Annotated in this window: 15 protein-coding genes and 1 pseudogene; 9 read left to right on the plus strand and 7 right to left on the minus strand. The window is 44.9% G+C overall.

All coding sequences use genetic code 11. The features are described 5' to 3' along the window. Nucleotides 1-29: 29 nt before the first annotated feature. On the minus strand, nucleotides 30-1,499 hold the full coding sequence (locus K7R11_RS04925; RefSeq protein WP_224489107.1) for an SDR family oxidoreductase: 1,470 nt from the start codon (nucleotides 1,497-1,499) through the stop codon (nucleotides 30-32). 12 nt (nucleotides 1,500-1,511) lie between these two features. Next, entirely contained in the window at nucleotides 1,512-1,937 is a 426-nt protein-coding gene (locus tag K7R11_RS04930; protein WP_224489108.1) for a hypothetical protein, read from the minus strand. A gap of 205 nt (nucleotides 1,938-2,142) precedes the next feature. Here K7R11_RS04930 and argS point away from each other — a divergent pair, with 205 nt between their 5' ends. The 5 genes from argS to K7R11_RS04955 all read left to right on the plus strand — a co-directional run bounded on the left by argS (nucleotide 2,143) and on the right by K7R11_RS04955 (nucleotide 8,996). Next, nucleotides 2,143-3,915, plus strand: coding sequence for an arginine--tRNA ligase (gene argS, locus K7R11_RS04935; RefSeq protein ID WP_262899771.1), 1,773 nt, complete (start codon nucleotides 2,143-2,145; stop codon nucleotides 3,913-3,915). A 138-nt stretch (nucleotides 3,916-4,053) separates the two neighbouring features. Next, nucleotides 4,054-4,827, plus strand: a complete 774-nt coding sequence (locus tag K7R11_RS04940) for a zinc metalloprotease (RefSeq protein WP_224489109.1) — start codon at nucleotides 4,054-4,056, stop codon at nucleotides 4,825-4,827. A gap of 96 nt (nucleotides 4,828-4,923) precedes the next feature. Further along, entirely contained in the window at nucleotides 4,924-6,261 is a 1,338-nt protein-coding gene (ffh, locus tag K7R11_RS04945) for a signal recognition particle protein (RefSeq protein WP_224489110.1), read from the plus strand. A gap of 41 nt (nucleotides 6,262-6,302) precedes the next feature. Then, nucleotides 6,303-7,193, plus strand: coding sequence for a bifunctional methylenetetrahydrofolate dehydrogenase/methenyltetrahydrofolate cyclohydrolase FolD (folD, locus tag K7R11_RS04950; protein WP_224489111.1), 891 nt, complete (start codon nucleotides 6,303-6,305; stop codon nucleotides 7,191-7,193). Nucleotides 7,194-7,268: 75 nt separating this feature from the next. Further along, the gene (locus K7R11_RS04955; protein ID WP_224489112.1) at nucleotides 7,269-8,996 is read left to right on the plus strand and encodes a hypothetical protein; all 1,728 of its coding nucleotides are present in this window, start codon (nucleotides 7,269-7,271) and stop codon (nucleotides 8,994-8,996) included. Between the two features lie 132 nt (nucleotides 8,997-9,128). Here K7R11_RS04955 and K7R11_RS04960 read toward each other — a convergent pair whose 3' ends face one another. From K7R11_RS04960 to rho, 4 genes are all read right to left on the minus strand, one after another. Further along, nucleotides 9,129-10,148, minus strand: a complete 1,020-nt coding sequence (locus K7R11_RS04960) for an AI-2E family transporter (protein WP_224489114.1) — start codon at nucleotides 10,146-10,148, stop codon at nucleotides 9,129-9,131. Nucleotides 10,149-10,173: 25 nt separating this feature from the next. Beyond that, a complete protein-coding gene (locus K7R11_RS04965) occupies nucleotides 10,174-10,599 on the minus strand; it encodes a VOC family protein (RefSeq protein WP_224489115.1) in 426 nt (141 codons plus the stop codon). A gap of 37 nt (nucleotides 10,600-10,636) precedes the next feature. Further along, nucleotides 10,637-11,560: a mechanosensitive ion channel family protein gene (locus tag K7R11_RS04970; protein ID WP_224489116.1), complete on the minus strand. Its 924-nt coding sequence runs from the start codon at nucleotides 11,558-11,560 to the stop codon at nucleotides 10,637-10,639. Nucleotides 11,561-11,931: 371 nt separating this feature from the next. Then, on the minus strand, nucleotides 11,932-13,686 hold the full coding sequence (gene rho / locus K7R11_RS04975; protein ID WP_224489117.1) for a transcription termination factor Rho: 1,755 nt from the start codon (nucleotides 13,684-13,686) through the stop codon (nucleotides 11,932-11,934). A 189-nt stretch (nucleotides 13,687-13,875) separates the two neighbouring features. Here rho and K7R11_RS04980 point away from each other — a divergent pair, with 189 nt between their 5' ends. Further along, nucleotides 13,876-14,286 (plus strand): DUF4293 domain-containing protein, encoded by a 411-nt coding sequence (locus K7R11_RS04980; protein ID WP_224489118.1) that lies wholly within the window; start codon nucleotides 13,876-13,878, stop codon nucleotides 14,284-14,286. Between the two features lie 294 nt (nucleotides 14,287-14,580). Here the strand turns inward: K7R11_RS04980 and K7R11_RS04985 are convergent, their stop codons facing one another. Further along, nucleotides 14,581-16,167: a peptide chain release factor 3 gene (locus K7R11_RS04985; protein WP_224489119.1), complete on the minus strand. Its 1,587-nt coding sequence runs from the start codon at nucleotides 16,165-16,167 to the stop codon at nucleotides 14,581-14,583. A gap of 369 nt (nucleotides 16,168-16,536) precedes the next feature. Here K7R11_RS04985 and K7R11_RS04990 point away from each other — a divergent pair, with 369 nt between their 5' ends. The 3 genes and pseudogenes from K7R11_RS04990 to K7R11_RS05000 all read left to right on the plus strand — a co-directional run. Further along, a complete protein-coding gene (locus tag K7R11_RS04990) occupies nucleotides 16,537-18,363 on the plus strand; it encodes a PKD domain-containing protein (protein ID WP_224489120.1) in 1,827 nt (608 codons plus the stop codon). A gap of 15 nt (nucleotides 18,364-18,378) precedes the next feature. Then, nucleotides 18,379-19,119, plus strand: a pseudogene (locus tag K7R11_RS04995) (HYR-like domain-containing protein); the annotation flags it as partial. A 157-nt stretch (nucleotides 19,120-19,276) separates the two neighbouring features. Next, on the plus strand, nucleotides 19,277-20,131 hold an 855-nt coding region (locus K7R11_RS05000), incomplete at its 3' end, for a hypothetical protein (RefSeq protein ID WP_224489123.1).

A 20,131-nucleotide genomic window follows, 5' to 3' on the forward strand; every position in this document is an offset into this window, starting at 1 on the left:
AGATGAATGACCTGATATAAGCAGGTGAGCTAAGAAATTGATGCAGAACTGTTTGAGGCGGCCGCATTTTTGCTTTCTGATTGTGCGATATTCCGGATCATTCCCCCGAAAATGAAAAAGTGGAAAGGAATGAGCGAGTACCAATAGAGGCGACCTGCCAGTCCTTTTGGCCTGAAGGTGGCCGTTTGATGAAGTACATTGTTTTTGTCGATATGGAATTCCAACCATGCTTCCCCCGGCAGCCGCATTTCAGCAAACAGAAGAAGTCTTTTCGATTCCCTGTCGGCCAGGAGTACCCTCCAGAAATCAAGGGAGTCACCGGTAAAAATACGATCGGGATGGGTTCTGCCTCTTCTCAGGCCCACACCCCCAACCATTTTATCCATCACACCCCGTAATTTCCACATCCAGTTGCCGTAATACCACCCTTTTTCTCCTCCAATACTCCAGATGTTATTTAAGACCTGGTCCGGGTTAGTTACCGGGATGGATTTTTCATCTTTCAGCACTCCGAATTTCGGTACCTGGATGTATTTGTTAAGATCTTTTTTGAACCTGCCGCTCACCATACTGTCTTTCCAGCTGCTTAATACCAGGTTCTGTTCGATCTTTGCAAAGGCCATCTCTATCGCTTCCACGTAAGTATGAGGCTTAATGTTAAGAAGTTCCTGTAATCTTTTGTCTTTGGCTACGACCTCCATTTTCATGCTATCTACGAGGTTAATCGCCAACTTATAGGAAGTGGAGGTTACAAAATACAACCAGTATGAAGAAAGTTTTGGGGTCATTACCGGTACAGTGAAAATCCAGTTACTGAAACCCCTGGTTTTAGCGTACAGGTGAAGCATTTGTTTGTAGGTAAGTACATTGGGTCCGGCAATATCAAACGAGTCATTATAACATAGGGTATTGCCCAGCACTCCGGTTAAAAATTTGATCACATCCCTGACGGCGATCGGTTGTGATTTGGTAAGCACCCATTTAGGAGTGATCATTACAGGAAGTTTTTCGCACAGGTCCCGGATGATTTCAAATGAAGAACTTCCCGAACCCACAATAATACCGGCCCTTAAAGCTGTAAGTGCAAAATCTCCCTTTCGGAGAATGTCTTCCACATTTTTCCGGGATGACAGGTGTTTGGAAAGGGTGTCATTATTTACAATACCACCGAGATAGATCACCTGCTGAATCCGGGTGGACTTCATATAGGTGTTAAAATTTCTTGCAGAACGCGCCTCCTTTTCATCAAAGTCGGAAGTGGATGAGGTCATGGAATGGATCAGATAATATGCTGCATCAATATCATCCGGGATAATACCCGGGCTGGGGTCATCAAGAAAATCGATCTCGATAATATCGATTTTCTCAAGTGTTTCTTCATCGAGTGACAGGCGGTTTTTATCGCGTACTGCACATACCACTTTATGTCCGGCCTGGAGCAGGGGCGGAAGAAGTCGCATTCCTATGTAGCCATTAGCTCCGGTAAGAAGGATCTTCATAAGTTTGAAATTTTATAGGTCATCGATAAAGTAATGCCGCTGTTCGTGTTTAAGATCCAGGATCTTTGACATGAACTTGTGGACTTCCGGGGTTTTTGCTGCTATTTTAAGAAAATAGTGATCCTTGTAGATGCTGTATTCCTGACTGGCCCCTTTATAAAGCGAGAGTTTATAATACGGAATTACCAGGGCAAATGTTTCGAGCAAGGACCGAAAACGAACGATAATGCCCCTGGGTCTTATTTCAATATTACAGGTATTAATGTTCTGATCAAGAACAAGCAGATTATGAATGTCAAGGCTGCAGGAAGTAATAAAAAGTTTAGGAGACCCGATGCCTCGCAGTCGAAACCGTTCCCTGAGATTATAGGCCTTTCCTACCTCGGTATTCACTTTTTCTGAAACTTCCCTGTCCTTGTATGAGATATTAACCAGCATAATATTCTTTTTTGACTTAGCAATTTTAATACGCCCTTCCAGGCATTCCTGCAGTATTGGTTAGGCCCTTAAAAAAATGGGGTTATTAAAGGAGGGTTGTTTTTGAAGATTACTAAAGGTACATTATTCATAGGTTTTTAGCGTTAAGCAAAGCCTAAAACTTTTGGCTTTTGGTTATCTTTGCATCCAAATTTTAAGAATACCCATGGAGGAACTTTTAATAAGATCAGTAAAGGAAGCCGTACAGGAAATTTATGGTAAGGAACTCGAATCTGTAGAATTACAGGCCACCCGCAAAGAATTTGAAGGTGACATTACCGTGGTGATTTTCCCTATGCTACGTGTGGTAAAGGGCAATCCACAACAGATCGGAGAACAGATCGGAGAGAGATTAAGGAGCAAACTGGAAGAGGTTAGTGATTTTAATGTGATCAAAGGTTTTCTCAACCTGGTCATCTCCAATGATTTTTTCGCCAACCGCTTTCGCCAGATCCGAAAGGAACCGGAATTTGGGTTGGTAAAGCCCGCACCTGGTGATAAGGCTGTAATGGTGGAATATTCCTCTCCAAATACGAATAAACCCCTCCATCTTGGTCATATCAGAAATAACCTTTTAGGGTATTCGGTAGCAGAGATCCTTAAAGCTTCCGGAAAAAGGGTATACAAAACTCAAATCATTAATGACCGTGGGATTCATATTTGTAAATCCATGCTGGCCTGGCAGCGATACGGAAATGGAGAAACACCTCAGAGTACCGGTTTAAAGGGAGATAAACTCGTGGGGAATTATTATGTGGCCTTTGATAAAGCCTATAAGGCAGAGATCGAAGCCCTTGTATCAGAGGGGATAGATCCCAAGGAGGCCGAGAAAAGGGCCCCCATACTACTGGAAGCTCAGGAAATGCTTCGCAAATGGGAAGCCGGAGATGAGGAAGTGGTTAACCTTTGGAAAACTATGAACCAATGGGTTTACGAAGGCTTTAGTGACACGTATAAAGCAATAGGAGTCGATTTTGATAAATTGTATTATGAAAGTGACACCTATTTGCTGGGTAAGGATGTGGTACAGGACGGACTGGAAAAGGGGGTGTTCTACAGGAAAGAAGACGGGTCGGTCTGGATTGACCTCTCAGAGGAAGGTTTGGATGAAAAGATCGTTCTTCGGGCCGATGGTACGGCCGTCTATATGACCCAGGATATCGGAACCGCAATTCAAAGGGTTAAAGATTATCCGGATATCGGAGGGATGGTGTATACCGTTGGGAATGAACAGGACTACCACTTCAAGGTGCTGTTTCTTATTTTGAAGAAGCTGGGATACAGCTGGGCCGAGCATCTTTACCATCTGAGTTACGGGATGGTGGATCTCCCAAGTGGTAAAATGAAGAGCAGGGAAGGAACAGTTGTAGATGCTGATGATCTTATTGAGGAGATGGCTGCCACGGCAGGAGAGATCGCTTCGGAGCTCGGGAAACTGGAAGGGTTTACCGAGGAAGAAAAGAATGGTCTTTATCGCACTATTGGTTTGGGGGCCCTCAAATATTATATTTTAAAAGTAGATCCAAGAAAGCGTATACTTTTTGATCCTAAGGAGTCTGTCGATTTCCAGGGAAATACCGGCCCTTTTATACAATATACGTATGCCAGAATACAATCCATTTTGCGAAAGGCAGACTTCGATCATCAGGAAGATATAGCACAGTATGTGATGGATTCCAGGGAGCGTGAACTTGTAAAGTTACTGGACCAGTTTCCGGTGATCATACAACAGGCGGCAGAAAATTACAGTCCCGCCCTTATCGCCAATTATTGCTATGACCTGGTGAAGGAATTTAATTCGTTCTACCAGAATGTTTCCATACTCGGGGCTGACCATCAGGAACAACGCATTTTCAGGGTGCAGCTTGCAGAACAGGTAGGTAAGGTTATTGCAAGGGCAATGGGGTTGCTGGGTATCCTCGTGCCGGAAAGAATGTAGTCTATAATTAACGTCTAAAAAAAGCCCTGTTCAAAAGGGCTTTTTTTTTGATGGGGATGGGGCTAATCGATTCTATTTTAAGATTTTAAAAATTAAAGTTATCTTCAGCCTGTTGTTTTTCACAAGTATATTGGTTTTATGATAAAACGGTTTAGCCCGATAGTTCTGTTCCTGATCACTTCCGTATTTTTAATCGGCGGGTGTTCCCCTGATACTGAAGATTCTTCGGTATCGTTTGCGGCTAACCGAAAGTCAACCGGGGCCTCTGCAAAGGACCTTCTTACCGCTCGAAACTTTGACAAGATTATCTTTGATATTGTTTACGTAGAAGGGCATAGTCCGGGAACCAATTCGATCAATAATCTAATATCCTTCGCGGAACAAAGATGTTACAAGTCTGAAGGGATTCGTTTTAAACTCACCGCCATTCCGGACCAGGGTAAGACGGTCTATGAAACTCAGGATATACTGGAAATTGAGGAGGCGTATCGTACAGCCTATAATGAGGGAGATCAACTTTCCGTGTTTATTTTGGTGCTCAACGGGGATTCGTCTAAAAATGCGGGAAATTCGGTCATCCTGGGTACAGCTTACCGAAATACTTCCTTTGTGATTTTCGAGGAAACCATACGTCGGTATTCCTATCAATTTATCAGTAATGATAAAACCGTCCTGGAATCTACGGTGTTGTGTCATGAATTCAGTCATTTACTGGGGTTGGTAAACCTGGGGACTTCTTTAAATTCCGATCATGAAGACCCGGAAAATTCCCATCACTGTTCGGTGCCTGCCTGTTTAATGAATTACCAAACCGACGCCGGAATCGATCCCGGGCAGATCAGTTTAGGTGGCGGGGTTCCTACCCTTGACGAGCAGTGTCTTGCTGACCTGCGCACCCTGGGCGGGAAATAATCCGAAAGGTTAAAAGTCACTTCCATCTTCAATTTCAAATGACTAAATTTGCACATCTCTGTCAAAGGAGACAGGAAATTGTAAGAAGCAAAAATTATGTTTGATAATTTAAGTGATAAGTTAGATAAGGCCTTACACGTTTTAAAGGGGCATGGTCAGATCACCGAGGTGAATGTGGCGGAAACCCTGAAAGAAGTACGTAGGGCGTTGCTGGATGCTGATGTTAATTTTAAAACTGCCAAGGCTTTTACCAATAGTGTAAAGGAAAAGGCCCTGGGGCAGGATGTGTTGTCTTCTCTTAAGCCCGGCCAGTTGATGGTTAAGCTGGTAAAGGATGAGCTTACCGAATTAATGGGAGGGGAAACAGCCGGTATGGATCTTTCCGGAAATCCTACCGTAATCCTGATGTCCGGTTTACAGGGGTCGGGTAAGACCACATTTTCCGGTAAGCTGGCTAACTACCTGAAGAATAAAAAAACCAAGAAGCCACTATTAGTGGCGTGTGACGTATACCGTCCGGCAGCGATCGATCAGCTTCATGTGGTTGGAGAACAGATCGGGGTTGAGGTGTTTTCGGATAAGGGAAACCAGAACCCTGTGGCTATTGCCACTGCTGCTATAGATTATGCTAAAAAGAATGGTCATAATGTAGTGATCGTCGATACCGCAGGACGACTTGCCATTGATGAGCAAATGATGACCGAGATCTCCAATGTTCATAAGGCGATCCAGCCTAATGAAACGCTGTTTGTGGTAGATTCCATGACAGGGCAGGATGCCGTGAACACCGCCAAGGCGTTTAACGAGGTCCTGAATTTTGACGGGGTGGTCCTGACCAAGTTGGATGGTGATACCCGCGGTGGTGCAGCGCTTTCTATTAAGTCGGTTGTGGATAAGCCTATTAAGTTTATCGGTACCGGGGAGAAAATGGAAGCCATTGATGTTTTCCACCCTTCTCGTATGGCCGACAGGATCCTGGGAATGGGAGATGTGGTATCACTTGTAGAACGGGCTCAGGAGCAATTTGATGAGGAAGAGGCCAGGAAGCTACAGAAAAAGATCGCCAAGAACCAGTTTGGTTTTGATGATTTCCTCGGTCAGATCCAGCAGATAAAAAAAATGGGGAACATGAAGGACCTTATGGGTATGATCCCGGGAATGGGAAAAGCACTTAAGGGAATTGATATTGATGACGATGCCTTCAAAGGTATTGAGGCCATTATTCACTCTATGACCCCGGAAGAAAGGAGTAATCCGACGGTAATTAACGGAAGCCGGAAAAAGCGTATTGCCAAAGGAAGCGGTACCTCGATCCAGGAGGTCAATCAATTGCTCAAGCAGTTCAATCAGATGAGTAAAATGATGAAAATGATGCAAGGTGGTGGCGGTCGTAAGATGATGCAGATGATGAATAATATGCGTGGTATGCAATAATTAAAACAAAACTCATCATAATTAAATTTCAGGACGTATTTATGGAAATCTTAGATGGTAAAAAAATCTCCAATCAAATAAAGGATGAGATTGCTGCCGAGGTAAGCAAAATGAAAACCAGAAGGGAAAAGGTGCCGCATCTCGCAGCAGTTTTAGTAGGGGATGATGGAGCCAGCCTAACTTATGTAGGAAGTAAGGTAAGGGCTTGTGAACGTATCGGTTTTGAATCGACCCTTGTGAAACTTCCGGCATCAACTACCGAGGAAGAACTCCTGAAAGAAATTGAAGCCCTTAATTCGAATACCGACATAGATGGTTTTATTGTGCAGCTTCCCCTGCCTTCTCATATCGATGAGCAAAAAGTGTTGCTGGCCGTAGATCCGGATAAGGATGTTGACGGATTTCATCCGGCCAACTTCGGGAAAATGGCCCTTGAAATGGAGTCTTTTATTCCTGCAACTCCTTATGGCATTATGGAGCTTCTGGATCGGTACAATGTGGAAACTTCAGGTAAGCATACCGTTGTTATCGGCCGGTCACATATTGTGGGGAGGCCGATCAGCATTCTGATGAGTCGAAAGGGGAATCCGGGGAATTCTACGGTGACCCTTACACATAGCCGAACCCAAAACCTCGAAGCATTCACCAAGAATGCAGATATCATCATTTCTGCACTGGGAGTACCAAACTTCCTTAAAGCCGGTATGGTGAAGGATGGAGTGGTGATCATCGATGTGGGTATTACCAGGGTTGCAGATGATACAACTAAAAAGGGATACCGCATTGTAGGTGATGTAGATTTTGAAGAAGTAAGCAAGAAGGCCAGTTATATTACTCCCGTACCCGGAGGGGTCGGGCCTATGACTATTGCCATGCTGCTTAAAAATACGCTGCTGGCAAGAACAAGACAAAAAGTGCGTATCAACAAGTAAGGAGCAATTCCATATTGTACTTAAACAGTTGATTCAGGAGTATAAAAGCAATACCTTGTAGGAAATAATTTTCTTATGAGGTATTTTTTTTGGTATGTATTTTCCTTTTTCTTGCTGGCGTCTTGTAATCCCCGGGAAAAGGATGCCAGTGCTCCCAGGGTCGTTATCGAATTGAGTGATAGCCTGGATGTATCTTCGCTGGATGGTCGTTTACTGTTGATGTTTTCTTCTGATGACCGGGAAGAGCCCCGGTTCCAGATATCAAACAGTACCGAAACCCAAATCATTTTTGGGATGAATGTCGAAGGCCTGAAGCCCGGTGACCAGGTTGCTTTTGACCCGGAGGCGGAGGGATATCCATTTGACCGACTTTCAGATCTTCCGCCGGGTATTTATAATGTTCAGGCACTACTACATGTATACGAAACTTTTAACCTTGCTACAGGACATACGGTTCAACTGCCAATGGACAATGGAGAAGGGCAGCAGTGGAATACTTCTCCCGGGAATGTCTATAATACACCGGTTAAGGTTGAGGTCTCCGATGGCGGGCTTGTTTCCCTAACATTGAACCAGGTGATCCCGGAAATTGTGCCTCCGCAAGATACCCAATGGATAAAGCATATTAAGATCCGTTCAGAAAAGCTTTCAGAATTTTGGGGGAGAGACATGTATCTGGGGGCTCATGTTCTGCTGCCGAAAGGCTTTCAGGAACATCCCGAGGCCAGGTATCCGTTAATGATTTTCCACGGACACTTCCCAAGGGATTTTGGCGGTTTCAGAACCACTCCTCCCGACCCTGAACTTGAGCCTGAATACTCAGAACGTTTTGGAGTGGAAGGATATAATATTGTACAGCAACAGGAAGCCTATGATTTTTATAAGCGATGGACCGCAGAGGACTTTCCAAGATTCCTGATTATAGAGATCCAGCATCCGACCCCTTATTACGACGATAGTTACGCGGTGAATTCTGCCAGTCAGGGCCCATATGGAGATGCAATCACCTATGAGCTTATTCCGCATATAGAAAAGCAGTTCAGGGGATTAGGTGAGGGTTGGTCTCGTTTTTTATACGGAGGCTCTACCGGAGGTTGGGAATCCCTGGCGGTGCAGGTCATGTATCCCGATGAGTACAACGGCTGTTTTGCCGCCTGTCCGGATCCGATCGATTTCCGGGCGTATTGTCTTACCAATATTTATGAGGACGAAAATGCCTATTACTATTCCGGAGGTCATGACAGCCTTGAGGTTCCTGCGCACAGAGACTATCTGGGCAACATATCAACCACGGTAAAACGGGATAATCAACTCGAACTTGTACTTGGTGACCGTTCCAGGTCGGGGCAGCAGTGGGATATCTGGGAGGCAACTTATTCTCCGCAGGGAAAAGATGGATATCCTGAAAGAATTTGGGACAAGAAAACAGGAATAATCGATAAAGCTGTGGCAGCATACTGGAAGGAAAATTACGATCTGAGGCATATAATGGAGCGGGATTGGGAAAAGCTTGGACCTAAGTTAAAGGGGAAGATCCATATTTATTGCGGGGATATGGATAATTACTACCTCAATAATGCCGTGTATTTGATGGAGGATTTTCTGGAGAGTACCACAAACCCCTATTACGACGGAGAAGTAGATTATGGCGACAGGGCAGAGCACTGCTGGAACGGAGATCAGGAAAATCCGAACCATATAAGTCGCCTGAGATATAATTCCATGTATGTGCCAAAGATCATGGACCGGATTTACAAGACCGCGCCTGAAGGTGCTGACCTCAGCAGCTGGAGGTATAAGTAGGCCGGTTTAGGATATGGGCAGGCAGAGGTATATGGTAAGTTGTTAAATGTGGTATAGCAGGATCCTGGAATTGGGGAAATCCTGTTTTATTCACTTTACCCCGCATTTTATATCCAAAGGTCAGTGCAATCACTAGGAGATCTCTCCCTCTCCGTACTCATGGCTGTAGATCTTTAACAGCAACATAAACAGGCTGATCAGGAGAGGACCGAAAATCAGGCCGATAAAGCCAACGAGGGGAACTCCAATGATAACACCTATCAGGGTTACCAAAGGATGAAGTTTGGCAAGCTTATTTTGGATGATGACCCGAAAGACATTATCGGTAACCCCAACAACTGCAATACCGTATATGAGCAACCCTATGGCCTGCAGATTTTGTCCGTTTGCAAACAGCAGGATAGTCACCGGGATAATTCCCAGGGCAGTACCAATAAAGGGGATCATAGACCCGATAAATGTAACTACAAACCAGAAAACCGGGTCGGGCGCACCGAAGATATAGTATCCGATAAGAGCAACTACGCCCTGCAGTAAAGCAACCACGGGAATACCAATGGCGTTGGAGCTTACGATGGAGGAGACCTCGTCGGAGATCAAGGCTACATTGGGCTCGCTTAACGGCATATATTTCAGTAGCAGGGATTTCATCTTATTGGTATTGGTAAGCAGGTAGAATAATATAAAATACATGACCGAAAGTGCGATAACCACATTAAATGTGGTTCCCACCAGGCTTTGAATATTATCCGATACCCAGGAGGTTATTTCCTGGGTGTTGATGTTAGAGGCTACATCGATCCCGGCCATGGTCTCCAGGTCGAAGAACTTCTCCTTAAGTATGGATGTGATCTGTTCGGAGTTATTTACCGCTTTTTGAATCTTACTGCTTAGCAGTCTTACAATGAGCCAGGTCGGGAGGATGATAATGAACAGGGAGATGATCATGATCAGGGAAGCTCCAAGCCAGGGTTTGAGCCCTTTGTCCAAAAGCTTTTTCATTAGCCCCTGGAACAGAATATAGATGGTTATGGCCCCCAGCACACCGGAGAAATAGGGGAGTAGTTTCCAGAAAATAAGACCACCGAGTACCAGGATAAGTACCAGCAGAAAGAGCTGTCTTAAATAGGATGTAGTAATCTTATCAGGCATGGCCGGTTATCTTAACGTTGTTTTTTCAGGTTGCAAAAATCTGGGAAGGATCCTTAAAAGATTTGAATTCCAGGGCATTCCCTGAAGGGTCCAAAAAGAACATGGTGGCCTGTTCTCCGGGGTGGCCTTCAAAACGAATGTAGGGCTCAATAACAAATTCGATATCGCTGGATCTCAGGTGTTCTGCCAGTTGGTGGAATTCTTCCCAGGGTAACACCACCCCAAAATGTGGGACCGGTACGGATTTCCCGTCAACCGGGTTATGGTGCAGGGCATCGCTTTGGTTTTTTGGCTTGTAGTGAATTACAAACTGATGGCCGAAGAGGTCGAAATCGACCCAAGTATCACTGCTTCTGCCCTGTTTGCAGCCCAGAACTTCCAGATAGAATTTCCGGCATTCCTCCAGGTTGTGAACGGGAACGGCCAGATGAAAAGGGGGTATGGTTTTCATGTAAAAGGGTGTTTATTAAGTATTACTGAGTTTAGTTTTAAATTTCATTTTTATGCCCAACCAGCTTTACGCGTGTTCGGGGTAAGGATTCGGGGAATTCAGATTGAATAAAACCTATTAAACCTTCCCTGATATCCACTCGTAAGTTCCAGGCGTCCGGTGAGTTTGCTGCGCTCATTAATGCCCGCAATTCAATTCCTTCCGCGTTGGAGTTGGTTACCTGTAGATTGTTAACCTTCCGGTCCCAGAGCGGATGATCTTCCAGCAGCCGGGTTAGTTCTTTTCTAACAGCATTGAAATTTATGGTATAATCCGTATATATAAAAACGGTTCCTAAAATATCCGCACTGGTCCGTGTCCAGTTCTCAAAGGGCTTCTCTATGAAATAGGTGGTGGGCAAAACCAATCTTCTTTTATCCCAGATCCGGATCACAACGTAGGTGAGTTTGATCTCTTCCACCCATCCCCATTCTCCCTCGACCACGAGTACATCATCCAGTCTTATGGGTTGTGAGATGGCGATCTGCAGACCTGCCAGAAGTGTACCTATAACTTTCTGAGCTGCAAACCCCAAAATGATTCCTGCGATTCCTGCAGATGCAAAGAGGCTTATTCCCAGCTTTCGCACCTCATCAAAAAGCATGAGGGTGGCCGAAATGGCGACGATTACAACAATAAAAGTAAGGATTCTGCCGAGAATGTCGAGTTGTGTATGGAGCTTTCGCGCGTGGAGATTGTTGCTTTGGTTGAGATCCAGGTTTTCCAGGTATTCGTCCTTCAGGATATTGAACAACCGGATTGTGCCCCAACTCATCCCGAAGATAACCATCATCCAGCTGATCTTGTCGGTGAGATACATGAAGTCTTCAGGGATAAGCGTATACCCGGTAAGAATAGTCCGCAGTCCAAGGGCAAGGATTAATACTAAAATCGGTTTAATCAGTTTTCTTAAATATTTCATGCCTTAGCTTTCTGAAGTCTTAATTTAAAGATAATTCTGCGATTATATTTAGTAATCAGACTGTTAAAGCTAATGTCATCATGTATTTCCGGGATAAATGGAAAACGGTGTAGACTTTTTTTGGTTAATTGGGCTTATTTGTCTTTTCTCCTTGCAGTTGGTTCAGGGAAGTGCTGTTTGAAGTGTGATTGGCCGGAAAGGCCTGGCTTATAACCACTGGCTAATTTATTATGGCTATTACCATTGGTTATAATGTATGATACGCCAGGTTTTATCGGATTTAAATGGTTTCTTAAGGAAAAGGGCTTGTAGTTTATTCCATAAAAAAAACCCGCGGAAGAGCGGGCTTTTTTATTTCTTGAAGTGTGTCTCTATTGATTCATGGTCATCAGAAACTCCTCGTTATTTTTTGTATGCTTGATCCTGCTGTCCATGAATTCCATGGCCTCCACCGGATTCATATCCGACAGGTATTTACGCATGATCCACATACGTTGAATGGAATTATCATCCAGGAGAAGATCGTCTCTACGTGTTGAGGAAGAGATAAGATCGATGGCCGGGAAGATTCTTCTGTTTGCAATTCTTCTGTCGAGTTGAAGTTCCATATTACCGGTACCCTTGAATTCTTCAAAGATCACTTCATCCATTTTAGATCCGGTTTCTGTAAGTGCCGTAGCTATTATGGTCAGGGATCCTCCTCCTTCTATATTCCTCGCGGCTCCAAAGAAACGTTTTGGTTTATGCAGGGCATTGGCGTCAACACCTCCGGAAAGTACTTTTCCACTAGCCGGTTGTACGGTATTGTAGGCGCGTGCCAGTCGTGTGATAGAATCCAAAAGGATCACCACATCGTGTCCGCATTCCACTAGTCGTTTTGCTTTTTCCAGAACGATATTGGCGACCTTTACGTGACGGTCTGCCGGCTCGTCAAAGGTAGAGGCAATAACTTCACCACGAACATTTCGCTGCATATCCGTAACCTCTTCAGGTCGCTCATCGATCAAAAGTATAAGCTGGTATACTTCCGGATGGTTGGCTGCAATTGCGTTTGCAATATCTTTGAGCAACATCGTTTTACCCGTTTTGGGTTGAGAAACGATCATGCCACGTTGTCCTTTTCCGATAGGGGAGAATAAGTCTACAATACGGGTAGATATCGTGCTCTGCTTTTCAGCAAGCTTGAATTTTTCATTAGGAAATAGGGGGGTAAGGTGCTCAAAAGATACCCTGTCTCTTACCACCTGCGGATCCAGTCCGTTGATCTTGTTGACCTTGATCAATGGGAAATATTTTTCACCCTCTTTAGGAGGTCTGATGGTTCCTTTAACGGTATCTCCGGTTTTAAGTCCGAACAATCGAATTTGCGATTGGGAAACGTAGATATCATCAGGAGAAGACAGGTAGTTGTAATCACTACTCCTCAGAAATCCGTAACCATCCTGCATGATGTCAAGTACACCTTCACTTTCTACGATTCCGTCAAATTCATAATCGGGTTCGCGGTAACGGTTCTTTTTGTCTTTATCGTAATTGTCTCTGTCTTTATTGGAGTGAGAGCTGTTATTTGCTTTCTTATGTTGCTGTCCGCGCTGTTGATCTCTTTTGCCTTTTTGGTCTTTCGAAGTATCGTCTTTCTTAGGCCTGCTGTCCTGTTTTTGGCGGTTGTCCTGTTTTGGAGCAGCGTCTTGTTTTGATTGGCTTTCCGGCTTCTTCTGGTTGTCCTGGGCTGGAGTTTCCTGTTTGTTCTCTGCAGCCTTAGTTGCCGGTCGGGGTTTTCGCTGAGGTGCTTCTTTCGGAGCTTCTTTTGGCGTCGCTTCGGTTTCTGATGCGGTGGGCTTAGGGGAATTGTCTTCTTTTGATGAATTCTGTCGGCCTACTCTGGTTCTTTTGCGCTGAGGTTTATTGTCGGCCTGGTCTTTAGGGGAGTTATCTGAAGTTTTCTGGGCGTCTTTGGCATCCTGGAGCGTTTTGGCAATAGCCTCAGGACTCGCCGCCTGTACGTCCAGAATCTTATAGATAAGGTCGTTTTTTTTAATGGACTTGTATTTGGAAATTCCGGCGACCTTTGCGATCTCCTGAAGTTCAGCAAGTTTCTTTGCTTTTAAATCTGAAATTTCAAACATTTATAAAAAAATAAATTATTGATTTGGGTGAAATAAAACTGATAAGTTCTTGAGAGTTTAACTGGAAGAGTAAACTAACGAGGTAAAGTTCTCGTTTCTAATTGACTACGCAATAATACAAATTTATTTTATATTTCGGCTATTATTTCTCGAAAAGAACGTTATTTTTGCCTTCCACAAAAGAAAAATATGTTACAGCGTATTCAGTCGGTTTATATGTTCTTGGTGGTGATCACCAGCGGGGTTTTGCCGTTTTGGTTGCAGCTCTGGACCGATAACTTAGGTGAGGCTGTGTATGCACAGGATGATATGGTGTATTCTTCGCTTTTCCTGGCGTCGGCAGTTATGGCCTTTGTTACCATTTTTCTTTTTAAAAACAGAAAACGTCAATTTGTGTTGAACAGATTGAACCTGATATTAAATCTTTTTTTACTAGGATTTTTCGTTTATCGGTCGCTAATCTTATCCGGAGAAACCAACGTTTCTGAGAAGGGTATTGGGATGCTTCTTCCTGTAATTTCTATCGTTTTTTTAGTGTTGGCCAATAAAGCCATTAAAAAGGACGAAGATCTTGTAAAATCTGTTGATCGGTTACGATAAACCTAACATCTTAGTATATTAGTGCGTGAAACCCGGGTGAAGACCCGGGTTTTTTTGTGTTTTCAATTCCTGGGAAATAGCGCAGTGGTAATTCGTTTTCCGAAGGATAGATGGGTGGGTGAGCCAGTAGTCGTTGAGTCGGTAAACCAGGATGAGGTTCAATGGTTTCAGGGGGCGCATGCTTATAAGGAATGCCTCTCCCTTATAACCCAAATTTCAAAATCCAAAATTTAGAATTTCACCTTCCTGCCCCTGCCTGCCGTCAGGCAGGCTCGTACCTTCGTACCCTTCCTTCTAATACTCCGAAACGAAATGCAGTTTTACATTCGGATATTTCTGCTGTGTCATCTGGATTGAGAAGGAGGAATCTGCCAGGAATACCAGCTGTCCCTGTTTGTCCTTGGCCAGGAATTTCTGCTTCACCCTTTTGAATTCTGCGAACTCTTCACTTTTTTCGTCTTCGGGTTCCACCCAGCAGGCTTTGTGAACAGGGAAGTTCTCATAGGTACACTTCGCCCCGTACTCATGTTCCAGTCGGTACTGGATCACCTCGTACTGCAGGGCACCCACCGTACCAATCACTTTACGGTTGTTCATTTCCAGGGTAAACAACTGGGCCACCCCTTCGTCCATAAGCTGACTGATCCCTTTATCGAGCTGTTTAGCCTTCATAGGATCTGCGTTATTGATGTACCTGAAGTGTTCAGGAGAGAAACTTGGAATTCCTTTAAAGTGAAGTTCTTCCCCCTGGGTTAGGGTATCTCCGATCTTGAAATTCCCAGTATCATGAAGACCTACGATGTCTCCGGCATAAGAGATATCGACGATCTCTTTCTTTTCGGCAAAAAAGGCGTTCGGACTGGAGAATTTTAATTTCTTATTGTGTCTTACGTGGAGGTAAGGTGTGTTGCGCTCAAAAGTTCCGGAAACGATCTTAATAAAGGCAAGCCGGTCGCGGTGCTTAGGGTCCATGTTGGCATGGATCTTAAATACAAATCCGGAGAAAGCTTCTTCGGTTGGGATCACCAGCCTTTCCTCTGCTTTTTTAGGCAGAGGCGAAGGGGCGATATCGATAAAGCAATCCAGGAGTTCACGCACCCCGAAATTATTCAGGGCTGACCCGAAAAATACAGGCTGTAATTCTGCTTTGGTATAAGCTTCCTTATCAAAATCGGGATATACCTCATACACCAGTTCCAGGTTTTCGCGTAATTCCTCGGCGGCCTTCTTTCCGATGATGCCCTCGAGTTCCGGATTGTCTACATCATCAAAAGCGATAGTTTCCTCAATGTTCTTCTTGCTGTCGCCGCTAAAGAGATTGATATTTTTCTCCCAGATATTGTAGATGCCCTGGAAATCAAATCCCATCCCGATCGGAAAACTGAGGGGCGTTACCTTAAGTCCGAGTTTTTGTTCTACTTCATCCAGCAGGTCAAAAGCATCCTTTCCTTCGCGGTCCAGTTTATTAATAAAAACGATCATGGGGATCTTTCGCATCCGGCAAACTTCCACCAGTTTTTCGGTTTGTTCCTCTACCCCCTTGGCAACGTCGATAACAACGATTACGCTGTCTACCGCCGTCAGCGTCCGGAAGGTGTCTTCGGCGAAATCCTTGTGTCCGGGGGTGTCCAGGATATTGATCTTGCGGTCTCGGTAATTAAAGGCAAGTACAGAGGTGGCTACAGAGATCCCTCTTTGTCTTTCGATCTCCATAAAATCGGAGGTGGCTCCTTTTTTGATCTTGTTGCTCTTTACGGCCCCGGCTTCCTGTATGGCGCCTCCAAACAGCAGTAGTTTTTCGGTAAGGGTGGTTTTTCCGGCATCCGGGTGGGAGATGATTCCGAAAGTTCTTCTTTTTGCGATCTCTTTAACTAAACTCATGTACTCAAAATTTGCGCAAAGATATCACTAAAAGTGGAAAGCATACGAATTGTAGTTCATGGCTTTCTGCAGCGACTTATAAAATTGCCAAACATCATCTTTTCAGGTCTTGACAACATTATTTTGGAAGGGGTGAGCAGTAAGGGTATTTTTGCCGGGTTCATGCTGTTTTCTGTAGGGTGTTGTAAGGGGTTTTTTCCTGGTGAGCGTAAAAATAACGTAGTTTACCGATGAATGCTTACTGCAGACCTAATTAAGCAGGTGTAGAAATGATGGAATAAATATATTTACCGTGTTGTTTTTAGATTTTTTTAACATAAATTCAGCCTCAAGAATTAAACCTAAACCCCAAAGTATAACCTACTGCCTATGCTAAAGAAGTACTTCACAACTTTTTTGCTGTTTCTATTTTTTTCGGTTGCTGCAGTGGCTCAGACTGTTGGGGATTACCGAACCATTTCCAGTGGGGATTGGTCGGATACCGGTATCTGGGAATATTTTGACGGTACCAGTTGGATAACAGATGCCGATGCTGGATTCCCGGGGTATCCTGCACAAAACGGAGATGCCAACAGGGTAGAAATATCTTCAGGTCATACCATTTTGTTAGATGTGAATATAGGGACATCTCCAATTGGTACCGGAAATTCAATAGCACTTTTGGTAATCGGAGATGGAGTTAATGGTTCTTCGAATGAGACGCTTACTTTTACTTCTGACAAGTTTTTAAACGCTTCCAGTATTTTAATTAGGGATACCGGGGTTTTGCAATGGGATAGTGTTACAAACGCTGACATTCGATTAACCGTACCCGGAGATGTGAGTCTTACCATCGAAAATGGCGGGAATCTGGAGGGGACCAATGGGTGTAGTTCGAATCAACGATTAATAGTAGGGACCAAAGAATATTCCAGGTGTAGCTCCAATGGGGCTGGAGGAAATCCAAGTTTTGATGAAATTGAAGGTGATGGAGGAGTTAACCCTGATCCTTGTGTGGATGATAGTGAGGTGGCAGTTCCTGACGTAGCCACCCTTCCAACTGTAACCGGGGAATGCAGTGTAACTGTGAGCACGGTGCCTACAGCTACTGATAATTGTGAGGGATCCATCACGGGAACCACCACGGATCCATTAACCTATACGGGAGAAGGCACTTATACGATCACCTGGACCTACGATGACGGGAACGGGAATGTGATTACACAGAATCAGACGGTAGTGGTGGATAATGTAACCCCACCGACTCCTGATGTAGCGACCATTCCAACTGAAACCGGGGAGTGTAGTGTAACGGTGACGGCAGTACCTACGGCAACGGATGTCTGTGGAGCGACCATCACGGGAACCACCACGGATCCATTAACCTATACTGGAGAAGGCACTTATACAATCACCTGGACTTACGATGATGGGAACGGTAACAGTAGCACCCAGGATCAAAATGTGATCATCACCGATACGACAGCCCCTGTTGCTGACGTAGCTACCCTTTCAGATATCATTGCTCAGTGTGAAGTGACCAGCCTGACGGCTCCTACAGCTACAGACAATTGTGGAGGAGTGGTAACGGTAACCAATGATGCAAGTCTTCCGATCACTGCCCAGGGCACCACCGTGGTAACCTGGACCTACACGGATGCGCAAGGCAACTTCAGCACACAAACGCAGAATGTAATCATCACCGATACGACAGCCCCTGTTGCTGACGTAGCTACCCTTTCAGATATCATTGCTCAGTGTGAAGTGACCAGCCTGACGGCTCCTACAGCTACAGACAATTGTGGAGGAGTGGTAACGGTAACCAATGATGCAAGTCTTCCGATCACTGCCCAGGGCACCACCGTGGTAACCTGGACCTACACGGATGCGCAAGGCAACTTCAGCACACAAACGCAGAATGTAATCATCACCGATACGACAGCCCCTGTTGCTGACGTAGCTACCCTTTCAGATATCATTGCTCAGTGTGAAGTGACCAGCCTGACGGCTCCTACAGCTACAGACAATTGTGGAGGAGTGGTAACGGTAACCAATGATGCAAGTCTTCCGATCACTGCCCAGGGCACCACCGTGGTAACCTGGACCTACACGGATGCGCAAGGCAACTTCAGCACACAAACGCAGGATGTGATCATCACCGATACGACGCCACCGGTGCCCGATGCGGCGAGCCTTCCTGATATCACAGCAGAATGAGAGGTAACGAGTTTAACACCGCCTACAGCTACCGATAATTGTGGTGGAGTGGTAACGGTAACTAATAATGTAGCCTTGCCGATCACGGCTCAGGGGACCACGATAATCACCTGGACGTATACGGATGCTCAGGGTAATTTCACTGAGCAGGTACAGAATGTAGTGATTGATGATGTTACACTTCCCACAGCCACGCCAACACTCCCCACGCAAAATGTCTTCTGTGCAGCAGATATCCCGGATCCGGATCCAACGCTGATCACTGATGAAGCAGATAATTGTGGTGTTCCCGTCGTAGCACATTTGAATGACCTGCCCGATGGGACAGATCCGAATAAAACGATTAGAACATATACCGTGACCGATGCTGCGGGGAATCAGATCTTCGTAACCCAGGAATTCATAATTAGTGGATTCACTATTTCTGCCCAACCAGCGGATGTGGAAGCCTTTATCGGTGATGATGTGAATTTTACGGTAACCTCTGCCAACGGAGATAGCTATCAGTGGCAGGTAAGTACAGACGGAGGATCAACATGGAGTGACATCCTTGTTGCAGATAATGCAACGGCAGATGACCCTACGCTTGTACTAACAGATGTGTCCCTGGATCAAGATGGAAACCAATACCAGGTGTTGGTAGGAAGTTCAACCGGAACCTGTCCGGATATCACCTCAAATACAGCTTTGTTAAATGTATTCGGCGGAACCGTGATTACTAACAGAAATAAAACGTTCAGAGTAAATAGAAATTAATGAAAAACGCTTGTTTACCTACAAAATGCATGCATAGGCATCAATCATTTTTTGAATTGATAGCCGCGGTATACATTCGTGTCAAGGAACAAGGGTTTTTAGTTTTCAATTAATAAATAAAAATAGCTATACCATAAAAGGAGTAACCCCGATAACAATGAAGAAACTTTTACTTTTATTAACCTTCTTATTCGTAAGCGCGATATCCTATTCCCAGGTTATCGTAACCCTGGAAGACCAATGTAATTGTGAGATCCTGAGCGGAACGGATATTACGGCAGCCGGCCAAAGTACGCCTCCCGGAGTAGAGGTCGGAGATATTTATGTAAACACCGGAAGTGGGACCCTGTTCTTTTGGGATGGGGATAGCTGGGAGCTGACCTCCGGGGTGAATCCTGCGATCCAGGATTTTTCCTTTAACGCTGCAACGGGGGAGCTAACACTGACTCTCGTTGGGGGAAGTACTTCAACAGCTGATATTTCCAGCCTTATAGGAACAGATGACCAGGCCTTAAGCTTAAGTGGGAACACCCTGATCCTGGAAGATGGAGGTACTGTAGATCTAACACCCTATTTAGATAACACGGACGATCAGCAGATCACCGCCTTCAGCATGGATGCTGCAACTAATATACTTACTCTGACCCTGGAAGATGGTGGAACTCAAACAGTAGACCTGAGTGCCTACCTGGACAACACCGATGCACAGACGATAGCATTAGACAATACAACCAACATCCTGACCTTAGGTAATGGTACTGGTGCAGATACTACGGTAGACCTTAGTGGATACGTGAGTACAGATGATCAGAACTTGACCAGTGCGACGATAGATGCGAGTAATATCCTGACGATCGCAATTGAAAACGGGGATCCTGTAACCGTGGATCTTAGCGCCTACCTGGATAACACCGATGAGCAGGACCTTACGGGAGCGAGTATCGATGCGAGTAACATCCTGACAATCGCCATTGAGAACGGAGCACCTGTAACGGTAGACCTGAGTGCCTAC

It is taken from the genome of Robertkochia flava, assembly GCF_020166515.1.
In the GTDB taxonomy this organism is placed as follows: domain Bacteria; phylum Bacteroidota; class Bacteroidia; order Flavobacteriales; family Flavobacteriaceae; genus Robertkochia; species Robertkochia flava.